The organism is Spirillospora sp. NPDC047418 (assembly GCF_040643275.1).
Taxonomy (GTDB): Bacteria; Actinomycetota; Actinomycetes; order Streptosporangiales; family Streptosporangiaceae; genus Spirillospora.
This window is the reverse complement of sequence record NZ_JBEYTW010000017.1, coordinates 81819-103319: the sequence shown is the minus strand read 5'-3', so window position 1 is coordinate 103319 and position 21501 is coordinate 81819. Positions and strand designations below refer to the sequence as shown.

At 75.3% G+C, this 21501-nt stretch carries 10 protein-coding genes; 8 read left to right on the top strand and 2 right to left on the bottom strand.

What is annotated here, in order from left to right:
* The first annotated feature begins 8 nt into the window (after positions 1 to 8).
* The 3 genes from ABZ806_RS13965 to ABZ806_RS13955 are packed head-to-tail and all read left to right on the top strand — an operon-like array spanning position 9 to position 5022.
* A complete protein-coding gene (locus tag ABZ806_RS13965) occupies positions 9 to 1061 on the top strand; it encodes a mandelate racemase/muconate lactonizing enzyme family protein (RefSeq protein WP_500217494.1) in 1053 nt (350 codons plus the stop codon).
* Positions 1061 to 2968, top strand: a complete 1908-nt coding sequence (locus tag ABZ806_RS13960) for a DUF6807 family protein (RefSeq protein WP_500217542.1) — start codon at positions 1061 to 1063, stop codon at positions 2966 to 2968. The genes ABZ806_RS13965 and ABZ806_RS13960 overlap by 1 nt, the downstream gene beginning before the upstream one ends.
* Positions 2965 to 5022, top strand: coding sequence for an aldehyde dehydrogenase family protein (locus ABZ806_RS13955; RefSeq protein WP_500217493.1), 2058 nt, complete (start codon positions 2965 to 2967; stop codon positions 5020 to 5022). Before ABZ806_RS13960 ends, ABZ806_RS13955 begins: the two co-directional genes overlap by 4 nt.
* A 24-nt stretch (positions 5023 to 5046) precedes the next feature.
* Here ABZ806_RS13955 and ABZ806_RS13950 read toward each other — a convergent pair whose 3' ends face one another.
* A complete protein-coding gene (locus tag ABZ806_RS13950) occupies positions 5047 to 10509 on the bottom strand; it encodes an ATP-binding protein (protein ID WP_500217491.1) in 5463 nt (1820 codons plus the stop codon).
* 139 nt (positions 10510 to 10648) lie between these two features.
* The gene (locus ABZ806_RS13945) at positions 10649 to 12688 is read right to left on the bottom strand and encodes a SpoIIE family protein phosphatase (RefSeq protein ID WP_500217489.1); all 2040 of its coding nucleotides are present in this window, start codon (positions 12686 to 12688) and stop codon (positions 10649 to 10651) included.
* Positions 12689 to 12812: 124 nt separating this feature from the next.
* Between ABZ806_RS13945 and mftG the strand changes: the two genes are divergently transcribed.
* The 5 genes from mftG to ABZ806_RS13920 all read left to right on the top strand — a co-directional run bounded on the left by mftG (position 12813) and on the right by ABZ806_RS13920 (position 21458).
* Positions 12813 to 14378: a mycofactocin dehydrogenase MftG gene (mftG, locus tag ABZ806_RS13940; RefSeq protein WP_500217487.1), complete on the top strand. Its 1566-nt coding sequence runs from the start codon at positions 12813 to 12815 to the stop codon at positions 14376 to 14378.
* A gap of 68 nt (positions 14379 to 14446) precedes the next feature.
* On the top strand, positions 14447 to 17251 hold the full coding sequence (locus ABZ806_RS13935) for an AAA family ATPase (RefSeq protein ID WP_500217485.1): 2805 nt from the start codon (positions 14447 to 14449) through the stop codon (positions 17249 to 17251).
* Positions 17252 to 17393: 142 nt separating this feature from the next.
* Positions 17394 to 19841, top strand: a complete 2448-nt coding sequence (locus ABZ806_RS13930) for a M4 family metallopeptidase (RefSeq protein ID WP_500217483.1) — start codon at positions 17394 to 17396, stop codon at positions 19839 to 19841.
* 62 nt (positions 19842 to 19903) lie between these two features.
* Positions 19904 to 20461: a DUF488 domain-containing protein gene (locus ABZ806_RS13925; RefSeq protein WP_500217481.1), complete on the top strand. Its 558-nt coding sequence runs from the start codon at positions 19904 to 19906 to the stop codon at positions 20459 to 20461.
* 241 nt (positions 20462 to 20702) lie between these two features.
* Positions 20703 to 21458, top strand: a complete 756-nt coding sequence (locus tag ABZ806_RS13920; protein ID WP_500217478.1) for an SDR family oxidoreductase — start codon at positions 20703 to 20705, stop codon at positions 21456 to 21458.
* Positions 21459 to 21501 lie beyond the last annotated feature (43 nt).

Sequence of the window (21501 nt, the reverse complement as noted above, 5' to 3'; positions counted from 1 at the left end):
ACCCCGGCGTGATCAAGGATCTGTCGGTCGAGCCGCGGTCGGTGCCGCTGGCCCGGCCCTGGGGCGCGGACGTGCCCCGCAACCACGTCCTGCTCGTCACGCTCACGCTGGACGACGGACGCTCGGGGACCGGGCTCTCCTGGACTCCCCAGATCGGCGCGCACGCGGTCCAGGCGCTGCTGGAGCACGACATCCGCGACGCGGTGATCGGGCTTCCGGCGCACGCCGGCGTCGTGTGGGACCGGCTGTCGGCCCATCTCGGCGAGGCGGGACGGTCCGGGATCGTCCCGATCGCGATGGCCGGGGTCGATCTCGCGCTGTGGGACCTGGAGTGCGGCGGCCGCTCCCTGGTGGAGGTCCTCGGGGCGCGCCGCGACAGCGTCCCGGTGTACGGCAGCGGGATCAACCGGCACTACCCGCTGGACGAGCTGACCGCGCAGGCCGGGCGCTGGGCCGCCGCCGGATACCCCGCCGTCAAGATCAAGGTCGGGCGGCCCTCGCTCGCCGAGGACGTCGCGCGCGTCGCCGCCGTCCGGGAGGTCGTCGGCCCGGACACCGCGCTGATGGTCGACGCCAACCAGCTGTGGGACCTGCACCGGGCCAGGACCGCGCTGCGGGCGCTGGAGCGGTTCGACCTGCACTGGGTCGAGGAGCCGCTGCCCGCCGACGACCTCGCGGCGCACGTGGAGCTGCGGCGGAGCACCGGCACGCCGATCGCCGTCGGTGAGAACATCGCCACCGCGCACGGGTTCCGCGACCTGCTGACCGCCGGGGCCTGCGACGTCGTCCAGCCGAACGTGGTGCGGGTCGGCGGGATCACCCCGTTCCTGCGCATCGCCGAGCTCGCCCGGGTGTTCGGCGTGCCGGTGCACCCGCACCTGATGACCGAGCTGTCGGGCCAGCTCGCCCTCGCCCTGCACCATCCGGCGATGGTGGAGGTCCCGGAGGACGCCACGCTCACCGACCTCGGGCTGCTCGCCGACCCGTCCCCGGTGGAGATCACCGGTAGCGCGCTGCGCGCGACGGGCGCGCCGACGCGCTGGTCGAAGGGGCGGGCGTGATGGGGCCGGTGAAGGTCGTCGTCGCCGGGGTCAACGGCTACGGGCGCCACCATCTGCAGAACGTCCGGCGGCTGGCGGCGGCGGGCCGGGCCGAGCTGGCGGGGGTGTGCGACGTCCGGCCGCCGGCCGGGCTGGACGTGCCCGTCTCGGCGGATCTGGCCGCGCTGATCGGGCGGACCGGGGCCGAGGTCGCGGTGATCGCCACCCCGATCCACACGCACGCGCCGCTGGCCGCGGCCGCGCTGCGGGCCGGGGCGCACGTGCTGCTGGAGAAGCCGCCCGCGCCGTCGGTGGCGGAGTTCGAGACGATCTCCGCGGCGGTCGCCGAGACGGGCCTTGCCTGCCAGATCGGCTTCCAGTCGCTCGGCTCGGACGCGATCGCCGCCGCGCGGGACGTGCTCGGCGAGCCGGTCCGCGCCATCGGGGTGGCCGGGTCGTGGACCCGCCCGCTCGCCTACTACACCCGCTCGGCCTGGGCGGGCCACCGCCGGCTGGACGGCGTCGACGTCATGGACGGGGCCCTCACCAACCCGTTCGCCCACGCGGTGGCGTCCGCCCTGGCCGTCGCCGGCGCCGATACCGTCGACTCGGTCGACGGCATCGAGCTGGAGCTGTACCGCGCCAACGCGATCGAGTCCGACGACACCTCCAGCGCGCGGCTCCGGCTCGCCGGCGGGACGGTCGTCGCGATCACCGTCTCGCTCTGCTCGGACCGGCGCACCGAGCCCTACCTGCACCTGCACGGCGAGTCCCGCTCGGCCCGGCTGTTCTACACCCTCGACGAGATCGAGGCCGGCGGGGTCAGGACCGGCTTCGCCCGGACGGACCTGCTCGGCAACCTCCTCGCGCACATCCGCGACGGCGCGGACCTGCTGGTGCCGCTCGCCCGCACGGGCGGCTTCACCCGGCTGCTCGACGCGATCCGGCGCGCCCCCGGACCGCGTCCGATCGAGGGGCGGTTCGTGCGGGCGGAGCCGTCCCGGCTGGTGCTGCCCGGCATCGAGGGCCTGGTCGTCCGCGCGGCGGACGACCTCGCGACCCTCTCCGAACTGGGCTTCCCCGGCAGCCTCGGCTCGGCCGGGAGGCCGTGGCCGGAGACGGTGCTGCGGGTGGCCGGGCGGGAGGTCGCCTCCTACATCCAGCGCGGTGACCTGCAGGCCACCGATGCCCCGCGGCCCCACCTGCACCCCGTCCGGACGCTCGGCGGGACGGCCGTCACCGAGACCCAGCCGGACGACCACGTCCACCACTTCGGGGTGAGCGTCGCGATCTCCGACGTGGACGGCGCCAACTTCTGGGGCGGCTCCACCTACGTCCGCGGCGAGGGCCCGAAGATCCTCCCGAACCACGGGCGGCAGCGGCGGCGCACGCTCCGCCCGGTCGGCGGCGGCTACGCGGAGTCCCTCGACTGGGTCGGCCCGGACGGCACCGTCCTGGCCGGCGAGGAGCGCACCCTGACCGCGCGTCCCGTCGCGGGCGCGTGGGTGCTGGACTTCGCGTTCACGCTGACCGGCCGCACGGGGAGGCCGCTCGTCCTGCGGAGCTCCGCCTGCAAGGGCCGGACGGGCGCGGGGTACGGCGGGTTCTTCTGGCGCGCGCCCAAGGACTCCGCCGGCCTGGCCGTCTTCACCGCCGAGGCGTCGGGGGAGGAGGCCGTGCACGGCAGCGTCACGCCGTGGCTGGCGCTGACCTCGGACGCGTGGAGCCTGCTGTTCGTCCAGACGACCGGGCTCGACCCGTGGTTCGTCAGGGTCGCCGAATACCCGGGCGTGGGCCCCGCGCTGGCCTGGGACGAGCCGCTGACCGTCCCGGACCGGCTGGACCGGGCGATCACCGTGGTGGTCGCCGACGGGCGCCTCACTCCCGACGCGGCCCGCGACCTCGCCGCCGGGGAGACGACCCCGTGAGGATCTTCGTCGCGGGCGACTCGACCGCCGCCGACTACCCGTCCGGCCAGGCGCCGCAGGCGGGCTGGGGGCAGGCCCTGGCCGCGTTCCTGGACGTCCCGGTCGTCAACGCCGCCTATCCGGGCGCGAGCGCCCGCAGTTCGATCGAGCAGCTCGGCATGTACGACCGGATCATGGCCGAGATAGGCCCGGACGACGTGCTGCTGATCTGCTTCGGCCACAACGACGGCAGGCACGACCAGGCGAGGTTCGGCGCCCCCTACGGCGCCTACACGTCCTGCCTCCGGCGCTACGTCGAGGGCGCCCGGTCGCGCGGCGCCCGTCCGGTGCTGGTGACCTCGGTCGAGCGCCGCACGCCCGACGGTTCCCCGACCCACGGCGAGTATCCGCCGGCGATGAGGGCGCTGGCCGCCGGGGAGGGCGTCCCGCTGGTCGACCTCCAGGCCGCCAGCGCCCGCCACTGGCGCGACCTCGGCCCCGAGGCCACCCGGGAGCTCTTCCTGTGGCTCGGCCCGCACCCCAACTACCCGCGCGGCAGCGCCGACGACACCCACTTCACCGCGGCGGGCGCGATCGAGGCCGCCCGGCTGCTGCTGGCCGAGGCCGGGCCGCTGCTGCCGCCGGCCGCCCGAGCCCCCGCCGACCTGACCTGGAGATCCCCGATGCCGGTCTGGAGCGTCGACGCGCGCACCGGCGGCCCCCGCAGGGCGTACGCGGCGGCCACCCCGCAGGAGGTCGGCGCGGTCTGCCGCCGCGCCGCCGACCTGCTGCCCGTCCTCGACGAGGCCGGGCCCCGCGAGCGCGCCGGGCTGCTGGACGCGATGGCCGCCGCCCTCGACGCGCGGGTGGACGCACTCGTCGCGGCGGCCGACACCGAGACGGCCCTGGACGCGGAGCGGCTGACCACCGAGGCCGCCCGCACGAGCGCGCGGCTCCGCCGGTTCGCCGGAGTGCTGCGCGAAGGCTTCTTCCTCGACGTCCACCTCGACTCCGCGCCGCCGGGACCCGACGTGCGCCGCATGAACGTCCCGCTCGGCGCCGCCGGGGTGTTCTCGGCGCCGGACCTCCCGTTCGCGTCCGGTGTCGCGGGCGGCGGCACCGCCGCCGCCCTGGCGGCCGGCTGCACGGTGGTCGTCAAGGCACACGAACTCCACCCGGAGACCGCCGCCCTCACCCTCGGCGCGCTCCGCGCGGGCGCCGCCGCCGCGGGCTTCCCCGAGGATGTGGTCCAGCTGGTCCACGGACGCGAGGCGGGCACCGCCCTGGTCAAGGACGCCCGCGTGAAGGCGATCGCCTTCACCGGCTCCGCGCGCGAGGGCCGTGACCTGCACGACCTGGCCGCGGCGCGGCCCGAGCCGATCCCGTTCTACGGGGAGACCGGCGGCCTCGACCCGCTCGTCGTCACGCCCGGCGCGGCGAAGGCCCGGCCGGCGGAGATCGCCGAAGGCGCGGCGGCGTCCGGCCTCGTCCTCGCCCCCGCGGGCTCCGGCCTCCCCGAGGCGATGGCCGAGTTCGTCACCGCCGCCGCCCCGCAGACGCTCCTCGGCGACGCCTTCCGCGCCGCCTACGCCGAAGGCGTCGCCGACCGCGCGGCCATCCCGGGCCTGCGCACGGTCGCGACCGGACGGCCGGGCGGCGACCGCCAGGTCACCGCCTGTCTGATGGCGGGACCGGTCTCACTCCTCGGCCAGTCCGAACTCCTCCTGGAGGAATGCTCCGGCCCACTGACCGTCGTCCTGGAGTACAGCGGCGAGGACGACCTGGCCGAGGCCCTCACCGCCGTCCCCGGCACCCGCACGGTCACGCTGCACAGCGAGCCTCACGAGACCGGCCTCGCCGCACGCCTGGTCGCCCTGGCCCGCGACCGTGCCGGCCGGCTGCTGTTCGACCCGGGTCCGACCGGTACCGCCGAGACGGGCACGGCCGCCGTCGCGCGCTTCCTGCGCCCGGTCACCTACCGGGACTGCCCGCCGCGCCTCCTCCCGCCGGCCCTGCGCGACGAGAACCCCTGGCGCCTTCCCCGCCGCGTGGACGGCGCCCTCGTCCTCCCCTGAGCGGGGCGGACGAGGGCCCGGCCGTCACGGCAGCCGGGACGCGACGGCCTCGATGATCCGCGGGCGGAGCTCCGCGGCGGGGATGACCGCGTCGACGGAGCCGACCTCGACCGCGCGCCGGATGTCGTGCACGCCGTCGAACTCGGTGGCCACCTCGCCGACCTTCTCGGCGCGGACCGACGAGCGGAGCTCGTCCAGCTCGGCGAGCAGGGCGGCGCGGTCGGGACCGGTCGCCGCCGCGACCCGCGACTCCAGGTCGCGGACGCGCGGGTCGGCGGCGGTGCGGGCGTCCACGTCGCGGGCGAACACCACCGCGGCGGCGGGGGCGCCGCCGAGCACCGACGCGAACGAGCCCTCCAGCGCGAGGACGGTCATGTTCGGGTTCAGCGCCTTGGAGAACACCACGAACGCGCCGCCGTGGTAGCGCGAGATCACGCAGAACACGATGGGGCCGCGGAAGTTCACGATCGCGCGGCCGATCTCGGCGCCGTACTCCAGCTGCAGCTTGCGCAGCGACTCCGGCGAGCCGTCGAAGCCGGACAGGTTCGCCAGTACCACCAGCGGGCGGTTGCCGCTGGCCGCGTTGATCGCCCGCGCGGCCTTCCGGGACGACTGCGGGAACAGCGTCCCGGCGGTGTAGGAGTCGGGGCCGTCGGTGGGCGGGAAGCCGCGCCGCGGCACCGAGCGGGACTCGATCCCGAGCAGGCACACCGGCATGCCGCCGAGGTGGACGTCCTGCACGACCGCGGTCTCCGCGTCCGCCATGCCCGCCCAGCGCTCCAGGACCGGGTGGTCCTGGTCGGACAGGGCGCGCATCACGGTGCGGATGTCGAACGGCTTCTTACGGTCCGGGTTGGCCGCGGCGGAGAAGATCTCGCCGACGGTGGTGAACTCGCTGCCCTCGACGGTGTGCGGGAAGTCGGACACGTCGCGGTCGGCGGGGTCGGACGTGGCGGCGCGGCGCGGCGCCTGTTCGCCGGCCGCGACGTAGGTGTGGTCGTAGTGCGCCATCAGGACGTCGCGGGCCGCCATGAGGTTCGGCGCCCAGTACTGCGCCTGCCCGTTCGGGCCCATGACCCGGTCGTAGCCGCCGATGCCGAAGTTGTCTTCGGCGGACACGCCGCCGGAGAAGTCCAGCGACTGCTTGCCGGTGAGCACCATCGCCGACTCCGGCGTCATGACGAGGACGCCCTTGGTGTGCATGAGCATCGTCGCCTCGGCGTTCCAGTACGGCTGCGCGCCGACGTTGATGCCCGCCACCACGACGTTGATCTCGCCGCCGTCCTGGGTGAACTCGACGATCCGCTTGAGCGCCGCCGCCACCCAGTCCATGTTCTCGGTGCCGGACTCCATGGAGATCCGGGCACCGGCGGACAGGGCGTACCACTCCAGCGGCACCCGCATCCGCTCGGCCAGGTCCAGCGCGGCGACGACGCGGCGGCACTCCGGCTCCGACAGCGCGCCGAGCGCCTTGGTCGGGTCGCCGAGCAGCACGACCCGGGTGACGCCCTGCGGGTGCCGCTCGGTCGGCGTGCTGACGACGCCCGCGACGATCGCCGCGGTGTTGCGCCCCTTCGGCCGGTCGACCGGGACGAGCGCGTGGTCCTCGTCCAGGTCGTGCTCGGTGAAGTCGCCGAGCAGCCCGGTCAGCTCGTACGGGTACACGGTGTTGCGGCTGCGGGCGCGCAGCACCTTCTGCCGGTAGCCGTCGACCGGCTCGACGGGCGCGTCGGACGGCTCGCCGACGGTCAGCGCGGTGCCGCCGGCGGCGTCGAAGGAGATCCGCACGGCGACCTTGGCCAGTTCGCCGGTCTCCCGGTCGCGGCGCCGCGCGATGAACTCGATCTCCTCCAGCCCGGCGCCCGCGGCCGTCGGCAGCATGCGCCGGGCGAGCATCTCCAGTTCGGCGCGGGTGAGGTCGCTCGGCGGCCAGACGTAGATCACGATCCGGTTGGTCGGCAGCCGCTTCTTCGACGGTCGCCGCTCCTGCGCCCGGCGGATCGAGTCCAGGCAGGTGGCGACGGTGAACTCGGCCGTCGGCAGGGTGCGCAGGTTGCCGTCGTTGTCGCGCAGCCCGGTCAGGTCGCGCACCTGCGCGAACGCCACGAGGCGGTCGTCGGACGGGTTCTCCCGTGCGACGCACTGGAAGAGGTACACCTCCTCGTCCGAGGACGGCAGCCGGGTCAGGTCGAACCTGCGCAGCCGCTCCAGCCGCATCCGCTCCGCGATGTAGGGGTGCAGGCCCCGGATCAGCCGCTCCTCGGCCATCCCGGCGGCCGACGGGCGGAACGTGAAGTGGTGGTGCATCACCGCGCCGCGGCTGCCCGCGACGGTGGCGGTGAGCCTGCGGACCCGGTCCGGCAGCGGGTGGGCGGCGATGACCTCGTGCAGCGCGGCGGCCATCGCGTCGAAGTCCTCCGGCTGGTTCTCCCAGGAGAGGTAGATGTCGGCGTCGAGAGCGTCCTCGCCGTCGGCGAGCCCGGCGAGGCCGCGCAGGGCGTCGCCGAACGCCTCGAAGCCCACCGCGGCGGAGGCCAGGCGGGAGCCCGCGCGCTCGGCGACGACGAACGTGCAGCCCCCGGCCTCGCCGGTGCGGACGCCGGTCAGCCCCTTGTTGCCGTAGTACCGCCGGGTCAGCACCTCCAGCATGACCGTGTTGTCCGGGTCGCCGCGGTCGAGGCGCTGGCCGAGCAGCCGCACGAGCGGCTCGGTGCTGCGCACCATCTCGGCGATGCGCTCGGCGCGGTCCGGCACGTCCGGCTGGAGGTCCAGCAGCCGCAGGTGCCGGCGGACGTCGGCGTAGACGCGGGCGCGGTTGCGGCGCAGCAGCGGCTGGGCGTACCAGGCGAACACCACGCCGCAGGCGAGGTCGTAGACCACCGGGAAGCGGACCTGCGCCGCCGCGATCAGCCGCTCCAGCGCGAGGCCGGCGGGTTCGCGCAGCGCCTCGGCCGGCGGCGGCTCCCGCAGCCACGCGCCGAGCAGCGCCGTGATCGCCGCGGCGTCCGCGGACGCGCGCTGCTGGGCGAGGAAGATCCGGAAGACGGCGGCCTCCAGCGCGGGGGAGCGCTCCAGCTCGGTGACGCCGTAGTGCCCGAGCGCCTTGGCGAGCGCGGCCCGGTAGGACTCGGGCAGCCCGGCCCGCTCGACGTCCAGGCTCTGCAGGTAGGTGTGGAAGTACTCGCGGGCGCTGTGCACGTGGCCGCCGTCGCCCGCGTCCGCGCCGCCCGCCGGCCGGTCCCGGCTCAGCTCGGCGAGGTCGGCGAACACGTCGATGAGCGCGAGCTCGGCCGCCAGCGGCCGGTGGCCCCGCGCGGCGGCGGCGCGGCGCGCGGCGAGGTAGTCGTCCAGGACGCGGCGCTCGTCGTGCGGGTCGGTGTCGAAGCCGAGCAGCAGGCTGCGCAGGTCCTCCCGGCCGCGCGCGGCGCGCTCGGCCGCCGGGACGGTGCCGGGCGCGGCGGGCAGGTCCAGCTCGACGGCCCCGGCGGACGCGGTCTCCTCCTCGGCGCCGTCGGCGAGCGGCTCCAGCCGCAGCAGCGGCGCGCCGGTCTCCACCTGGCTGCCCACGGACACGACGCACTCCTTGAGCCGCGCCCGGAACGGCGCCCGCAGCACCGTCTCCATCTTCATGCTCTCCAGCACCAGCACCGGCGCGCCCGCCTCGACCTCGGCGCCGGGCTCCAGCGGCGTGGCGACGACCAGCGCGGGCGCGGGGGAGCGGACGACGCCGCCCTCGTCCCGGCTGACCCGGTGCGTCACCCCGTCCACCTCGACCAGGTGGACCGGCCCGTGCGTGCCGGTGAGCAGCCGGTACCGGGTGCCGTTGACGACGATCTGCCCGCTGTGCCGGTCGTGCCGGTCGAGTTCGACGTCGGCGGTGCGGACGTCCGCGCCCGCCTCGATGCCGACGCGGAACCGCCGCGCGCCGACCCGCGCGACCCGCACCCGGTACCCGGCGCCGCGCAGCTTGAGGTCGAGCGGCCGGCCGCTCTCGTGCCGCACCTGCGGGCGCCCGCCCGACGCGGTCGCCAGCAGCCGCCGCCGCGCGGCGCGCTCGCCGTCCTCGTACGCCTCGATCGCGGCGGCGGCGAGCGCGACGGCGGAGTGCCGGTGCGAGACGAGCCCGCCCTCGGCGCGGACGCGGTCGATCCAGCCGGTGTCGGCGCTCGCGCCGACCACCTCGGGCCGGTCCAGCAGGTCGAGCACGAAGCTCTTGTTCGTCGCGCCGCCCTCGATGATCACGGTGGTCTGCGCCATCGCGCGGCGCAGCCGGCCGAGCGCCTCGTCCCGGTCCCGGCCGTAGGCGATGATCTTGGCGATCATCGAGTCGAAGTCGGCGGGGATGGTGTCGCCCTCGCGGACGCCGGTGTCCACCCGGACGCCCGGCCCGGCGGGCAGGTCCAGCCGGGCGATGCGGCCCGGGGCGGGCGCGAAGTCGCGGTCGGGGTCCTCGGCGTTCAGCCGGGCCTCGATGGCGTGCCCGCGCTCCACCGGCGGCGCGCCCTCCAGCCGGCCGCCGGCCGCCACGTGCAGCTGCGCCCGGACCAGGTCGAACCCGGTGGTGGACTCGGTGATCGGGTGCTCGACCTGCAGCCGGGTGTTGACCTCCAGGAACGCGAACAGCCGGTCGCCGGGGTGGTAGAGGAACTCGACGGTGGCCGCGCCCCGGTAGCCGACCGCGACGGCGAGCCGCTCGGCCGAGGTCTTCAGCTCGGCGGCCTGCTCGGCGCTCAGCACCGGCGACGCCGACTCCTCGATGACCTTCTGGTTGCGCCGCTGCACCGAGCAGTCGCGGACGCCGAGCGCCCACGCCGTGCCCCGGCCGTCCGCGATCACCTGGACCTCGACGTGCCGGGCGCCGGTGACCAGGCGCTCCAGGAACACGACACCGCTGCCGAACGCCCGCGCGGCCTCCTGGCTGGTGCGCTCGTAGGCGTCGGCCAGCTCGGCCTCGTCGGTGACCACGCGGATGCCGCGCCCGCCGCCGCCCGCGGTCGCCTTCAGCATCAGCGGGTAGCCGATCCGGGCCGCCGAGGCCAGCGCCTCGTCCAGCGTCGCGACCGCGCCGCGGCTCCACGGCGCCACCGGCACGCCGACCTCCTCGGCGATCAGCTTCGCGCCGATCTTGTCGCCGAGCTTGCGCATGGCGTCCGCGCTCGGCCCGACGAAGGTGACGCCGACCTTCTCGCACAGCTCGGCGAACGCCGGGTCCTCGGCGACGAAGCCCCAGCCGACCCAGGCCGCGTCCGCCCCGGTCTCGACCAGCGCGCGCTCCAGCACCGCCAGGTCGAGGTAGGGGCGCGCCGACGCGGGACCGAGGTCGTAGGCCAGGTCGGCCTCGCGGACGAACGTGGCGGTGCGGTCGACGTCGGTGTGCAGCGCGACCGTCTCGATGCTTGCGCCGGTCTCCGCCGAAAGGGCCCGGACGGCGTGGATGAGCCGCATGGCGGCCTCACCGCGGTTGACGATGGCGACACGACTGAACACCCGACCGAGCCCTCCTGTTGACCATGCCGCGAGACGGCGGCCCCGACGGTGCCACCTTTCCGCCTACCGGGCCGTAGCGCCATGTCGCAGACATCGCACGCTGAGCGCCGAGAGTTGTGGGAATCGTGCAAAGCCGCGGTCACTCCGGGACGCGGACGGCGATGACGGCGATGTCGTCGGTCCCGGTGGTGGGCAGGCCGGTGAGGAGGCCGTCGCAGAAGGCCGGCAGGGGCGCGGCGGCGAGTTCGGCCCCCTTGCGGCAGAGCCGGTCCAGCCCCACGTCCAGGTTCTCGCCCGGGTGCTCGACCAGGCCGTCGGTGTAGAGCAGGAGGGTCGAGCCGGGCGGCAGGGCCTCCACGGCGCTGGTGTAGGTCTGGTCGACGAGCAGGCCGAGAAGGGGGTTGACGGCCTGCTCCAGCAGGCGTGCGCGGCCGTCGGGCGTGACCAGGAGCGGCGGCGGGTGGCCCGCCACCGCGAAGTTGAGCAGCCGCCCGCCCTCCCCGGCCTCATCGACGCGGGCCAGGACGCAGGTCGCCGTGCTGTCGGGCGACAGCGTGCTCATCGCGATGTTCAGCCTGCGCAGGATGTCGCCGGGAGGCTCCTCGCGGTCGACCGCCAGCCCCCGCAGCATGTTCCGGAGCTGGCCCATCTGGACGGCGGCGCCGAGGTCGTGCCCGGCCACGTCCCCGATGGCCAGTACGAGGGCGCCGTCGCGGAGGACGAACGAGTCGTACCAGTCGCCGCCCACCTCCGCGGCGGCCGGGCTGGCCTGGTACCGGGCGACGATGTCGAGGCCGGGGACGCGGGGCGGTTCCACCAGGAGGCTGTGCTGGAGGGCGAGGGCGACCCGCTGGGTGCGCTGGTACCGCATGGCGGTGCTCAGCGCGTCGTGCGTGTGGTCGAACATCTGCCCCATCAGGGCGACGTCGTCATCGCTCATCGGGGGACGGTCGCCGCAGGCCGACGCGGTCACCACCGCGGCGACGTCGCCGTCCACGATCACCGGCATCAGCACCATGCTGTGGGCCTTCGCCTCGGCCATCCACATCACGCTGCCGGCGGGCAGCAGATCCGCCGGCGGCTTGCCGGGCGGGAACGAGCGGCGCTGCGAGCGGCGTCCCCGCGCGGCCCGGATGAACCCGCTGTCGGCGGAGAACCACTCCTCACCGGGCGGGATCCTCCTCGCCAGCCCCGGCCGCGCGGCGGTGGCGATGCGCCGGACGAGGACCGGGGCGGTCGCGGGGCGCTCGGCGTACTCGGGCAGCAGGTGCACGGCGCAGCCGTCGGCGAGCGCCGGGACGAGGACGTCCGCCAGCGCGCCGAGCATGTCCTGCAGCTCGGGGTGCTCGGCGGTCGCGAGGGCGGCGCGGCGGAGCAGTTCCCGCTGCTGCTGCCGCTGCCAGCGCTCCTCGACGTCGGCGCAGGTGCCCACCCATTCCACGACCTCGTCGCCCTCGTACACCGGCGCGGCGTTCACCTCGAAACGCCGGTACTCGCCCTCCCTGGTCCGCAGCCGGTACAGGTGCCGCCAGGGGCGGGACCGCCGCAGCGCCTCCTGCCACGACCGGACGGTCGGCTCGCGGTCGTCCGGGTGCACGGCCCGGATCCAGCCCCTGCCGCGAAACTCCTCCCAGGTCTGCCCGGTCACCCTCTCCCAGCCGGGGCTCGGCTCGAGGGGCCCGCCCCGGGGGCCGGTCACCCACACGATCTCGGCGGTGATCTGCACGAGGCTCTGGAACCTGCGCAGGGCCCGGCGCCGCGTCTCGGCCATGTCGTCGGCGCGCCGGGCCGCGGTGACCTGCTCGGTGACGTCGGCGGCGACCACCAGCACCCCGGGCTCGCCCTGGTCGAACCGGGTGAGGCTGAAGGAGAAGAAGCGCTCCTCGCGGCCGGTGTCGACGTCGGGGTAGAACAGGCTGACCGGCGCCTCGCTGACGTTGACCGGCTCCCCGGTGGCGAGGACGCGGTCGAGCAGGTCGAAGTAGTCGCGTTCGACGAGCTCGCCGAACGCCTCCCGGATCGGCCGCCCGAGCGGACGCTCGCCGAAGCTCGCCCGGTAGGCGATGTTGGTGTACCCGATGCGGTGGTCGGGCCCGTTGGTCACGGCGACCCCCACCGGCGCCGGGTCGAAGACCTCCAGCGTCAGCCTGCCGGGCTCCTCCTCCCGGGCGTCGTCCATGGTCCCCCCGTCGGCCGGCCGTCCTCCGGTCGCCGTACCCCGGGAACCGGTCGAGTATGTGACCTGCCGTTCCGTCGCGGCATAGTGGCCTCGCCGGGGTCGCGAGACACGAAACGAGGCTCGGATGGGCAGGACCGCGGGACGGGGCGCTCCGCTGCCGGGGCGGCGCCCGGATGTGCTGGTGGTCGGCGCGGGCGCGGCCGGGTGCGCGCTGGCGGCGCGGCTCAGCGCCGACCCCGGCTGCCGGGTGCTGGTGGTGGAGGCCGGGCCGGTGCCCCGGGACGCCTCCGGTTTCCCCGCCGACCTGCTCGACGCGCGGCTCGTCCCGGGCGCGCGGCCGGGGCACCCCGCCGTCCGGACCTACCCGGCGCGGCTCGTGCCCGGCGTGCCCTACCTGGCGGTGCGGGGCCGGTTCCTCGGGGGCTCGACGGCGGTCAACGGCGGCTACTTCGTCCGGGCGCGGCGCGCGGACTTCGCGCGCTGGTCGGCCGCCGCGGGCGATCCCGCCTGGTCGTACGAGCGGGTGCTGCCGTTCCTGCGCCGCCTGGAGACCGACCTGGACCACGGGGCGGGACCCGAGCACGGCGGCGACGGCCCGGTCCCGGTCCGCCGCACCGGTCTCGGGCATCCGGCCGCCGCGGCGTTCCAGGCCGCCGCCCGCGAACTCGGTCATCCGGACGAACCGGACAAGAACGCCCAGGATCCGCCGGGGTTCGGCCCGGTCCCGTGCAACACGGTGGACGGGCGGCGGATCAACACCGGCATCGCGTACCTGCTCGGGGCCTCGGCCGGCAGGCCCAATCTCACCGTGGTGGGGGACTGCTCCGTGCGGTCCGTCGTCGTCGGCGGCGGACGGGCCTCGGGGGTGGTCGTCGACCACGACGGCCGGCGGACGGTCCTGGAGGCGGGCGAGATCGTCCTCTCCGCCGGCTCCCTCGCCACACCGCACCTGCTGCACCTGTCGGGGATCGGCCCGGCGGCCGACCTGGAGCGCGCCGGTATCACCGTCGTCCACGACCTGCCGGCCGTCGGCGCCCGGCTCAGCGACCACCCGCAGGTCGCCGTGGAGTGGACGCCCCGGCGGCCGATGGAGGCGCCGTCCGGTTCCTGGCTCGGCGGGGCCCTGCACGTGTCCTCGTCGGCGGGCGGCGACGCCGGCGATCTGGAGATCCTCCAGTCCCTGGTGCCGATCGCGGGCCTGGTCGCGGGCACGGCGCACGTTCCCGGGGCGCCGCTGCCGTTCCTCGTCTCGGTGCAGACCCCGCGGGCGGGCGGCACGCTGCGCACGGTGTCGCCCGACGCGGAGGTCCCGCCCCTGATCGACTACGGCTACCTGCGCACCGGCGGCGACCGGCGGCGGATGCGCGAGGCCGTCCGGGCGGCCGCGGCGATCACGGCCGCCGACGCCTTCGGCGAGGTGGGCGGCGGCCTGGCGGACCCGGTGCCGCTCGGCGACGACCGCCGCCTCGACGCCTGGATCCGCGCCCGCATCGGGACGTCCCAGCACACCTGCGGCACCGCGCCGATGGGGCCGTCCGGCGCGGTCGACGCGCGGGGCCGCGTGCACGGCCTGGCCGGGCTCCGCCTCGCCGACACCTCGATCCTGCCGGCCGCACCGCTGCGCGGCCCGGCGGCAACCGCGGTCCTCATCGGCGAACTCGCCGCGCACGCGCTCGCCGCCGGATCTTGACGGCGGGTGCGGAGAGGTTTACCGTCCGCACGGGGTCGTTCGGGGGCCTGGCGTCCGGAGGCCGCACGATGACACAACCGGTCCGGGTCCGCGCCACTCCGGCGCTCGGCCGGGCGAACGTGCTCGGCGGCGTCCGCGACCACCTCGCCGCGGGCGGCGGCGTCCTGCTGACCGGCCCCGTCGGGATCGGCAAGTCCACCCTGTTCGCCACGCTGGCGGCCGAGCACGCCGCGGCCGGCTACCGGATCTTCGCCTGCTGCCCCGCCGAGACCGAGCACCAGCTCCCGTTCCTCGGCCTCATCGACCTGATCTCGCAGGTCGCCGACGAGGTCATCGACCGCCTGCCGGGGCCCGAGCGGCACGCGCTGCGCTCGGCGCTGCTGCTGCAGGACGTCCCGACCGGGGAGCGCGACCTGCTGTGCCTGCGGCTCGGCGTGCTGCACGCCTTCCGGGCGCTGTGCGCCGACCGCCCCGGCCTGGTGCTGATCGACGACGCCCAGTGGCTGGACCGCCCGACCGGGGAGCTGCTCGCGTTCACGGCGCGGCGGGCGGCCCGGCTCGCGCCGCCGCTGCGGATGGTCGCCTCCATGCGGCCGGGGCCCGGCCCCGGCGGGCCGGGCGAGGACGGCGGCCGGCGGCGGGACGCGGCGGCCCTGTGCCCGGAGCCCGTGCTGACCGTCCGGGTGCCGCCCATGTCGGTGCCGGAGCTGGGCGTCCTGCTGGGCGACCGGTTCGGCCGGTCCTGGCCGCGGGCGCAGCTCGCCAGGATCCACGAGGTGAGCGGCGGCAACCCGTTCTTCGCGGTGGAGCTGGCGCGCAGCGTGCTGGAGAACCCGCAGACCGGCGAGCTGCTCATCCCGCCGAGCCTGTCGGTGCTGATCCGCACGCGGGTCGCGGCCCTGTCCCCGGCCACCCGCGAGGCGCTGCTGGTGGCGAGCGCGGCGAGCCGGCCGTCGGTCGAGCTGCTGCGCAGGACGGGGCGCGGCGGCCTCGCCGAGGCCGAGCGGCGGGGCATCGTCGAGGTCGACGCCGGCGGCGCGATCCGGTTCACCCATCCGCTGCTGTCGGCGGTCATCTACGCGGAGGCGGAGTCCACCGAGCGGAAGGCGGTGCACCGGGCGCTCTCCCAGGCGGTCCGCGACCCGGTGGAACGTGCCCTGCACCTGGCCCGGCTGACGTCGGGACGGGACCGACGGATCGCCGACACGCTGGACGGGGCCGCCGCGGTGGCGCGCCGCCGCGGCGGCATGTCCACCGCCGCGCATCTCGGTGAGCTGGCCGCCGACCACACCCCCGAGGCGGCGCGCGGCACCGCGGTCGGCCGGCGGCTCCGCGCCGCCGAGGACGCCGTGGCGGCGGGCGACTACCCGCTGGCGCGGCGGCTCGCCCGGCTCGTCCTGGAGATGACGGTGCGGCCGCGGGAGCGGGTCCGCGCCTGGATCGTGGTGCTGGACTCCTCCGGCCAGGCCCTGGCGGAGGTGGAGGAGGTCTTCCCCAAGGCGATGGAGGACGCGCGCGGCGAGCCGCTGCTGCTCGCGCCGCTGCACTACCGGCTGAGCTGGCGGGCGTGGATGGTGCGGGGCTCGGCGCAGGCCGCGCACGTGCACGCCCGCCGGTCCGCCGAGCTGGCCGCCCTCGCGGGGGACCGCAGGACGGAGCTGCTCGCCCTGTCCAAGCAGGCGAACATCGAGCTGTTCCTCGGCCACCCGGACGCCGAGCGGACGCTGCGCCGGGCGCTGGCCGACCCGCAGGAGCCGCAGGTGATGTGGCACCACAACGGCCCCGTCTACCTCAAGCACCGCCACCACCTGATGCACGACCGGGTGAACGAGGCCCGCGCCGAGTTACGGGCGCTGATCTACGGCGTCCGCCAGCGCGGCGTGGTCGAGAGCCTGTGCATGTGCCTGTACTGCATGACGCAGGTGGAGATCTACCAGGGCCGCTGCCGGCAGGCGCTCGCCCTGGCCCGGCAGAGCCTGGACCTGGCCGAGGACTCCGGGCTGAGCCAGGGCCCCTCCTGGTACGCCCTGGCGCTGGCGGAGGCGGCCGGCGGCGACCTCGGCCGCGCGCTGTCGGCCGCCGAGCAGGCCGTCCAGCACAGCGCCGACGACGGCGACCAGCTGTTCCTGCCGCGCGCGCTGCACGCCGAGGGGCTCGTCCGGTGGCAGCTCGGCGACGCGGCCGCGGCGGCGCGGGTGCTCGGCCAGGTCCGCGCGCTGGAGACCGGGCAGGGGCTCGGCGACCCGTCGCTGCGCCGCTGGCACGCCGACCTCGCCGACGCCCTCGTCGCGGCCGGCCGCACCGCGGAGGCCGCCGGCCTGGTGGCCGAGACCAGGGCGCGGGCCGCGCGGCTCGGGCGGCGCGGCGTGCTCGCCGTCCTGGAGCGCTCCGCCGCGCTCGTGCGCGCGGCGCAGGGCGATCTCGGCGCCGCCGAGCAGGGCCTGGTCCGCGCGGCGGACCTGCTCCAGGCCCTGCCCTACCGGCTGGAGGAGGGCCGGGCCTGGCTGGAGCTCGGCATGCTCCGCGCCCGGCTGGACGATCCGGCGCCCGGCCGCGCCGACCTGCTGCGCGCCCGCCGCGTCTTCGCCAAGGCCGAGGCGAAGCCCTGGCTGGCCCGCACCGAGGCCGAACTCCAGCGGCTCGACCGCGCGGGGCCGGTCCGCGCGGCCCCCGGCGGGGACGCGCTCGGGGTGCTGTCCGATGTCGAGCGCAGGGTCGCCGTCCTGGTCGCCGAGGGCGCCACCAACCGGGAGATCGCCGCCCGGCTCTTCCTCAGCACCAAGACGGTCGAGGCCGCCCTCACCCGGACGTTCCGCAAGCTCGGCGTCCGCTCCCGGGTGGACGTCGCGCGCCTCGCCGTCGCCGGCCGCTGACGGCCGCGAATCCCATAAATAGGGATATCCCTATGCGTTCCTCGGCAGGCTTTCTCGGCGGCCGCCACCTCCGCACACTCGCGCATATCCACCCCCGTCACCACGGGCTCCCCCTCTCAGTGGTGAAAGGACATCCATCCCCATGTCCCAACGGACCATCGCGATCGCCACGTCGGCGGCGGCACTCGTCGCGCTGACCGGCGTCGCCGTAGCCCAGCCGGCCGCGGCCACCCCGCAGGCCCCGCCCCGTCCCCGCCAACCCGCCGGGCACTCCGCGTTCACGCAGGCGCCCTTCACGCTCGATCCGTCGCCGTCCGTCCGCAAGCGGGCCGTCAGCAAGGCCAAGGAGGCCATCGCCGCGCATCCCGGGCGCGCGCACCGCGCCGGCGGGCAGGCGTTCACGGCCCGGTCGGTCGCCGTCGCCCGCGACGGGTCGGCCGACGTCCGGTTCGACCGCACCTACCGCGGGCTCCCCGTCTACGGCGGGGACCTCGTCGTCCACCTCAAGCCGAACGGCTCCTACCGGGCGCTGGAGACCGCGTCCGACACCTCGGGCGCGATCGGGACGACGCCGTCGGTGCGCGCCCCGGCCGCCGCCCGCCTCGCCCGCAAGCAGCTCAAGGGCACGGTGTCGTCGGTCTCGAAGCCCAAGCTGGCGATCACGATGCAGGGCCGGTCGGCCACGCTCGTCTGGCAGACCGTCGTGACCGGCGTCCGCGCCGACCAGACGCCCAGCAGGCTGCACGTGATGGTGGACGCGCGGAAGGGCCGCGTCGTCCAGAGCAACGACGAGGTCCACACGTTCGTGCCGTCCGGCGTCCGGTCGGCACCCGCCACCGCGACCCGGACCGCCCTCACCCAGGGCAGCGGCCACGGCATCTACGTCGGCACCGTCAACCTGGACCTGACGCAGTCGGGCAGCACCTGGACGATGCGGGACCCCTCGCACGGCAACGGGTACACCACCAACCTGAACCACGCCACGTCCGGCACCGGCACCATCTTCAGCAACTCCACCGGTGAGTTCGGGAACGGCAGCAACTCCGACCCGGCCTCGGCCGGGGTGGACGCCCACTACGGCGCCGCCATGACGTACGACTATTTCAAGAACGTCCACGACCGGAACGGCATCTTCGGCGACGGCCAGGGCGTGCCGTCCCGCACGCACTACGGCAACGCCTACGTCAACGCCTTCTGGGACGGTTCCCAGATGACCTACGGCGACGGCGAGAACAACGCCAGGCCGCTGGTCGAGATCGACGTCGCCGGGCACGAGATGAGCCACGGCGTGAGCGGCGCGCTCGTCGGCTGGGGCGAGAACGGCGAGACCGGCGGGATGAACGAGGGCACGAGCGACATCTTCGGGACGATGGTGGAGTTCTACGCCGGCAACGCGGTCGACACGCCCGACTACACCATGGGCGAGCTGATCGACATCTTCGGCAACGGCGACCCGCTCCGCTACATGTACAACCCGTCGCTGGACGGCCAGTCGCCGAACTGCTGGGACAGCGGCAACGGCGGGCTCGACCCGCACTACTCCATGGGCCCGCTGAACCACTGGTTCTTCCTGACCGCCGTCGGCAGCGGCGACCACGGGTACGGCAACAGCCCGACCTGCAACAACTCCACGGTCACCGGGATCGGCAACGACAAGGCCGCCAAGATCTGGTTCAAGGCCCTCGCGTCCTACGCCAACAGCAACGAGGACTACGCCGACGCGCGCGTCGACTCGCTGAAGGCGGCCGCCGACCTGTACGGCACCCACTGCACCGAGTACAACACCGTGATGGCGGCCTGGGCGGCCGTCGACGTCACCGGCTCGGACCCGGTGCCGGGCACCTGCCCCGGCCAGGGCGGCGCCCCGAGCGTCACCAGCCCCGGGAACCAGAGCACCACGGTCGGAACGGCCGTCAGCCTCCCCGTCCAGGCCAGCGATCCGAACGGGGGGACGCTGTCCTACAGCGCGACCGGGCTCCCGGCCGGGTTGTCGATCAACGCGTCCAGCGGCGTGATCTCCGGTACCCCGACCACGGCCGGCACGAGCACGGTCACGGTCACCGCCACGAACACCTCCGGCCTCTCCGGCACGGCCACCTTCACCTGGACGGTCAACCCGCCGGGCGGCGGGTGCTCCTCGCCGGGCAACAAGGTCTCCAACGGCGGATTCGAGAGCGGCACGTCGCCGTGGACGACGACGTCCGGTGTGGTGTCGTCCACCAGCGACGGTGAAAGCGCCCACTCCGGGACGCACTACGCCTGGTTCGACGGCTACGGCAGGTCGCACACGGACTCCGCGTCGCAGTCGGTGGCCATCCCCGCCGGATGCAACGCGACCCTCACCTTCTATGTGCACGTCGACACGGCGGAGACGACCGGCGTCACGGCCTACGACAACCTCACCGTGAAGGTCGGCGGCAGCACCGTCGCGACCTACTCCAACCTCGACGCCAACTCCGGATACGTCCAGAAGAGCTTCGACGCGTCCGCCTACGCGGGCAAGACCGTCACGCTCTCGTTCTCCGGCACGGAGGACGCGGCCCTGTACACGAGCTTCGTCGTCGACGACGTCGCTCTGAACGCGAGCTGACGGACACACCCCCCTGCCGCCGGTCCTCACCAGGGGCCGGCGGCAGCCGCGTTCGCGCAGGTGTGGCGCTGCTCCTGCCGGGCAGCCTGGACGGAATGGAGCCGCTGCTGACGTTCGGGCACGGGACCGCGGGCCGCGAGGAACTGGCTCCCCTCCTCGGCGGCGCCGGGGTGCGGTCCGTGGTCGACGTGCGCACCGCGCCAGGCAGCCGCCGCAACCCGGACGTGCAGCGCGACGCCCTGGGGGAGTGGCTTCCGGCCGGGGGCGTCGGCTACCGGTGGGACAAGCGGCTCGGCGGCTTCCGCCGGGCCGCGCCGGACTCGCCCGACACCTTCTGGCGCAACGACTCCTTCCGCGGATACGCGGGCCACACGCGCAGCCCCGAGTTCCTGGCCGCCATGGAGGACCTCCTGGGCGAGGCAGGGCGGACCCGCATCGCCGTGATGTGCAGCGAGTCGGTGTGGTGGCGCTGCCACCGCCGCATCATCGCCGACTTCGCCGTCCTGGCCCGCGGCCGCCCCGTCCTCCACCTCGCCCATGACGGCCGCCTCACCGAGCACCCGCCGACCCCCGGGGCGCGGCTGCGCGACGACGGGTTGCTCGTCTATGACGGAGAGTGACACCCGCCGCCCCGGCGGGTTCCCAGGCCCCCGTGACACGGGGGTCCAGGGGCGTGGCCAGTGTCCGACCCTGGTGTCCCCGCGGGACCGGGGAGGTGACAGTGGCCGGTATCGGCTCACGGCGGACGCGGCTTCCGGCAAAAAAAGTTCGGCGGAGCTGTCACAGGGCGCCCGGCCGCCCTGTCCTTGATGACGACGGGGCGGCAGCGGCGCGCCCCGGCGAACACGGGAGGGAACGGATATGAAGATCGTGGTCATCGGCGGTACCGGACTGATCGGCTCCAAGCTCGTGGCGAACCTGCGGGAGCAGGGGCACGAGGCGGTGGCGGCGTCGCCGAACACGGGGGTGAACACCCTGACCGGGGAGGGCCTCGCGGACGTCCTGGCCGGGGCGTCGGTGGTGATCGACGTGGCGAACTCGCCGTCGTTCGAGGACGCCGCCGTGCTGGAGTTCTTCGAGACCTCGACGAGCAACCTGCTCGCCGAGGAGGAGAAGGCGGGCGTCGGCCACCATGTCGGGCTGTCGATCGTCGGCACCGAGCGGCCCCCGGTCCGCGGCTACTTCCGGGCGAAGAACGTCCAGGAGAACCTGATCGTGAAGTCGCCGGTCCCGTACTCGATCGTGCACGCCACGCAGTTCTTCGAGTTCACCCGGGGCATCGCCGACGAGGCCACGGACGGGAACACCGTCCGGATCGCGCCGGTGCTGTACCAGCCGATCGCGGGCGACGACGTCGCCGCGCAGGTCGGCAGGGTCGCCGTGGGCGCGCCGCTGGACGGCCGGGTGGAGATCGCCGGGCCCGAGCAGTTCCGCATGGACGAGTTCATCCGCGACGCGCTGGCCTTCTGGAACGACCCCCGCGAGGTGGTCGCCGACCCGCACGCGCACTACTTCGGCGCGGAGGTCGAGGAGCGGAGCCTGGTCCCGCTCGGCGACGCCGTCCTCGGCTCGATCCGCTACAGCGAGTGGCCGGGCCGCGTCCCGGCCGCCAGGTAGCGCCATCCCGCCCGGCCGCACCGGCCGCCGGGCCCGACGAGAC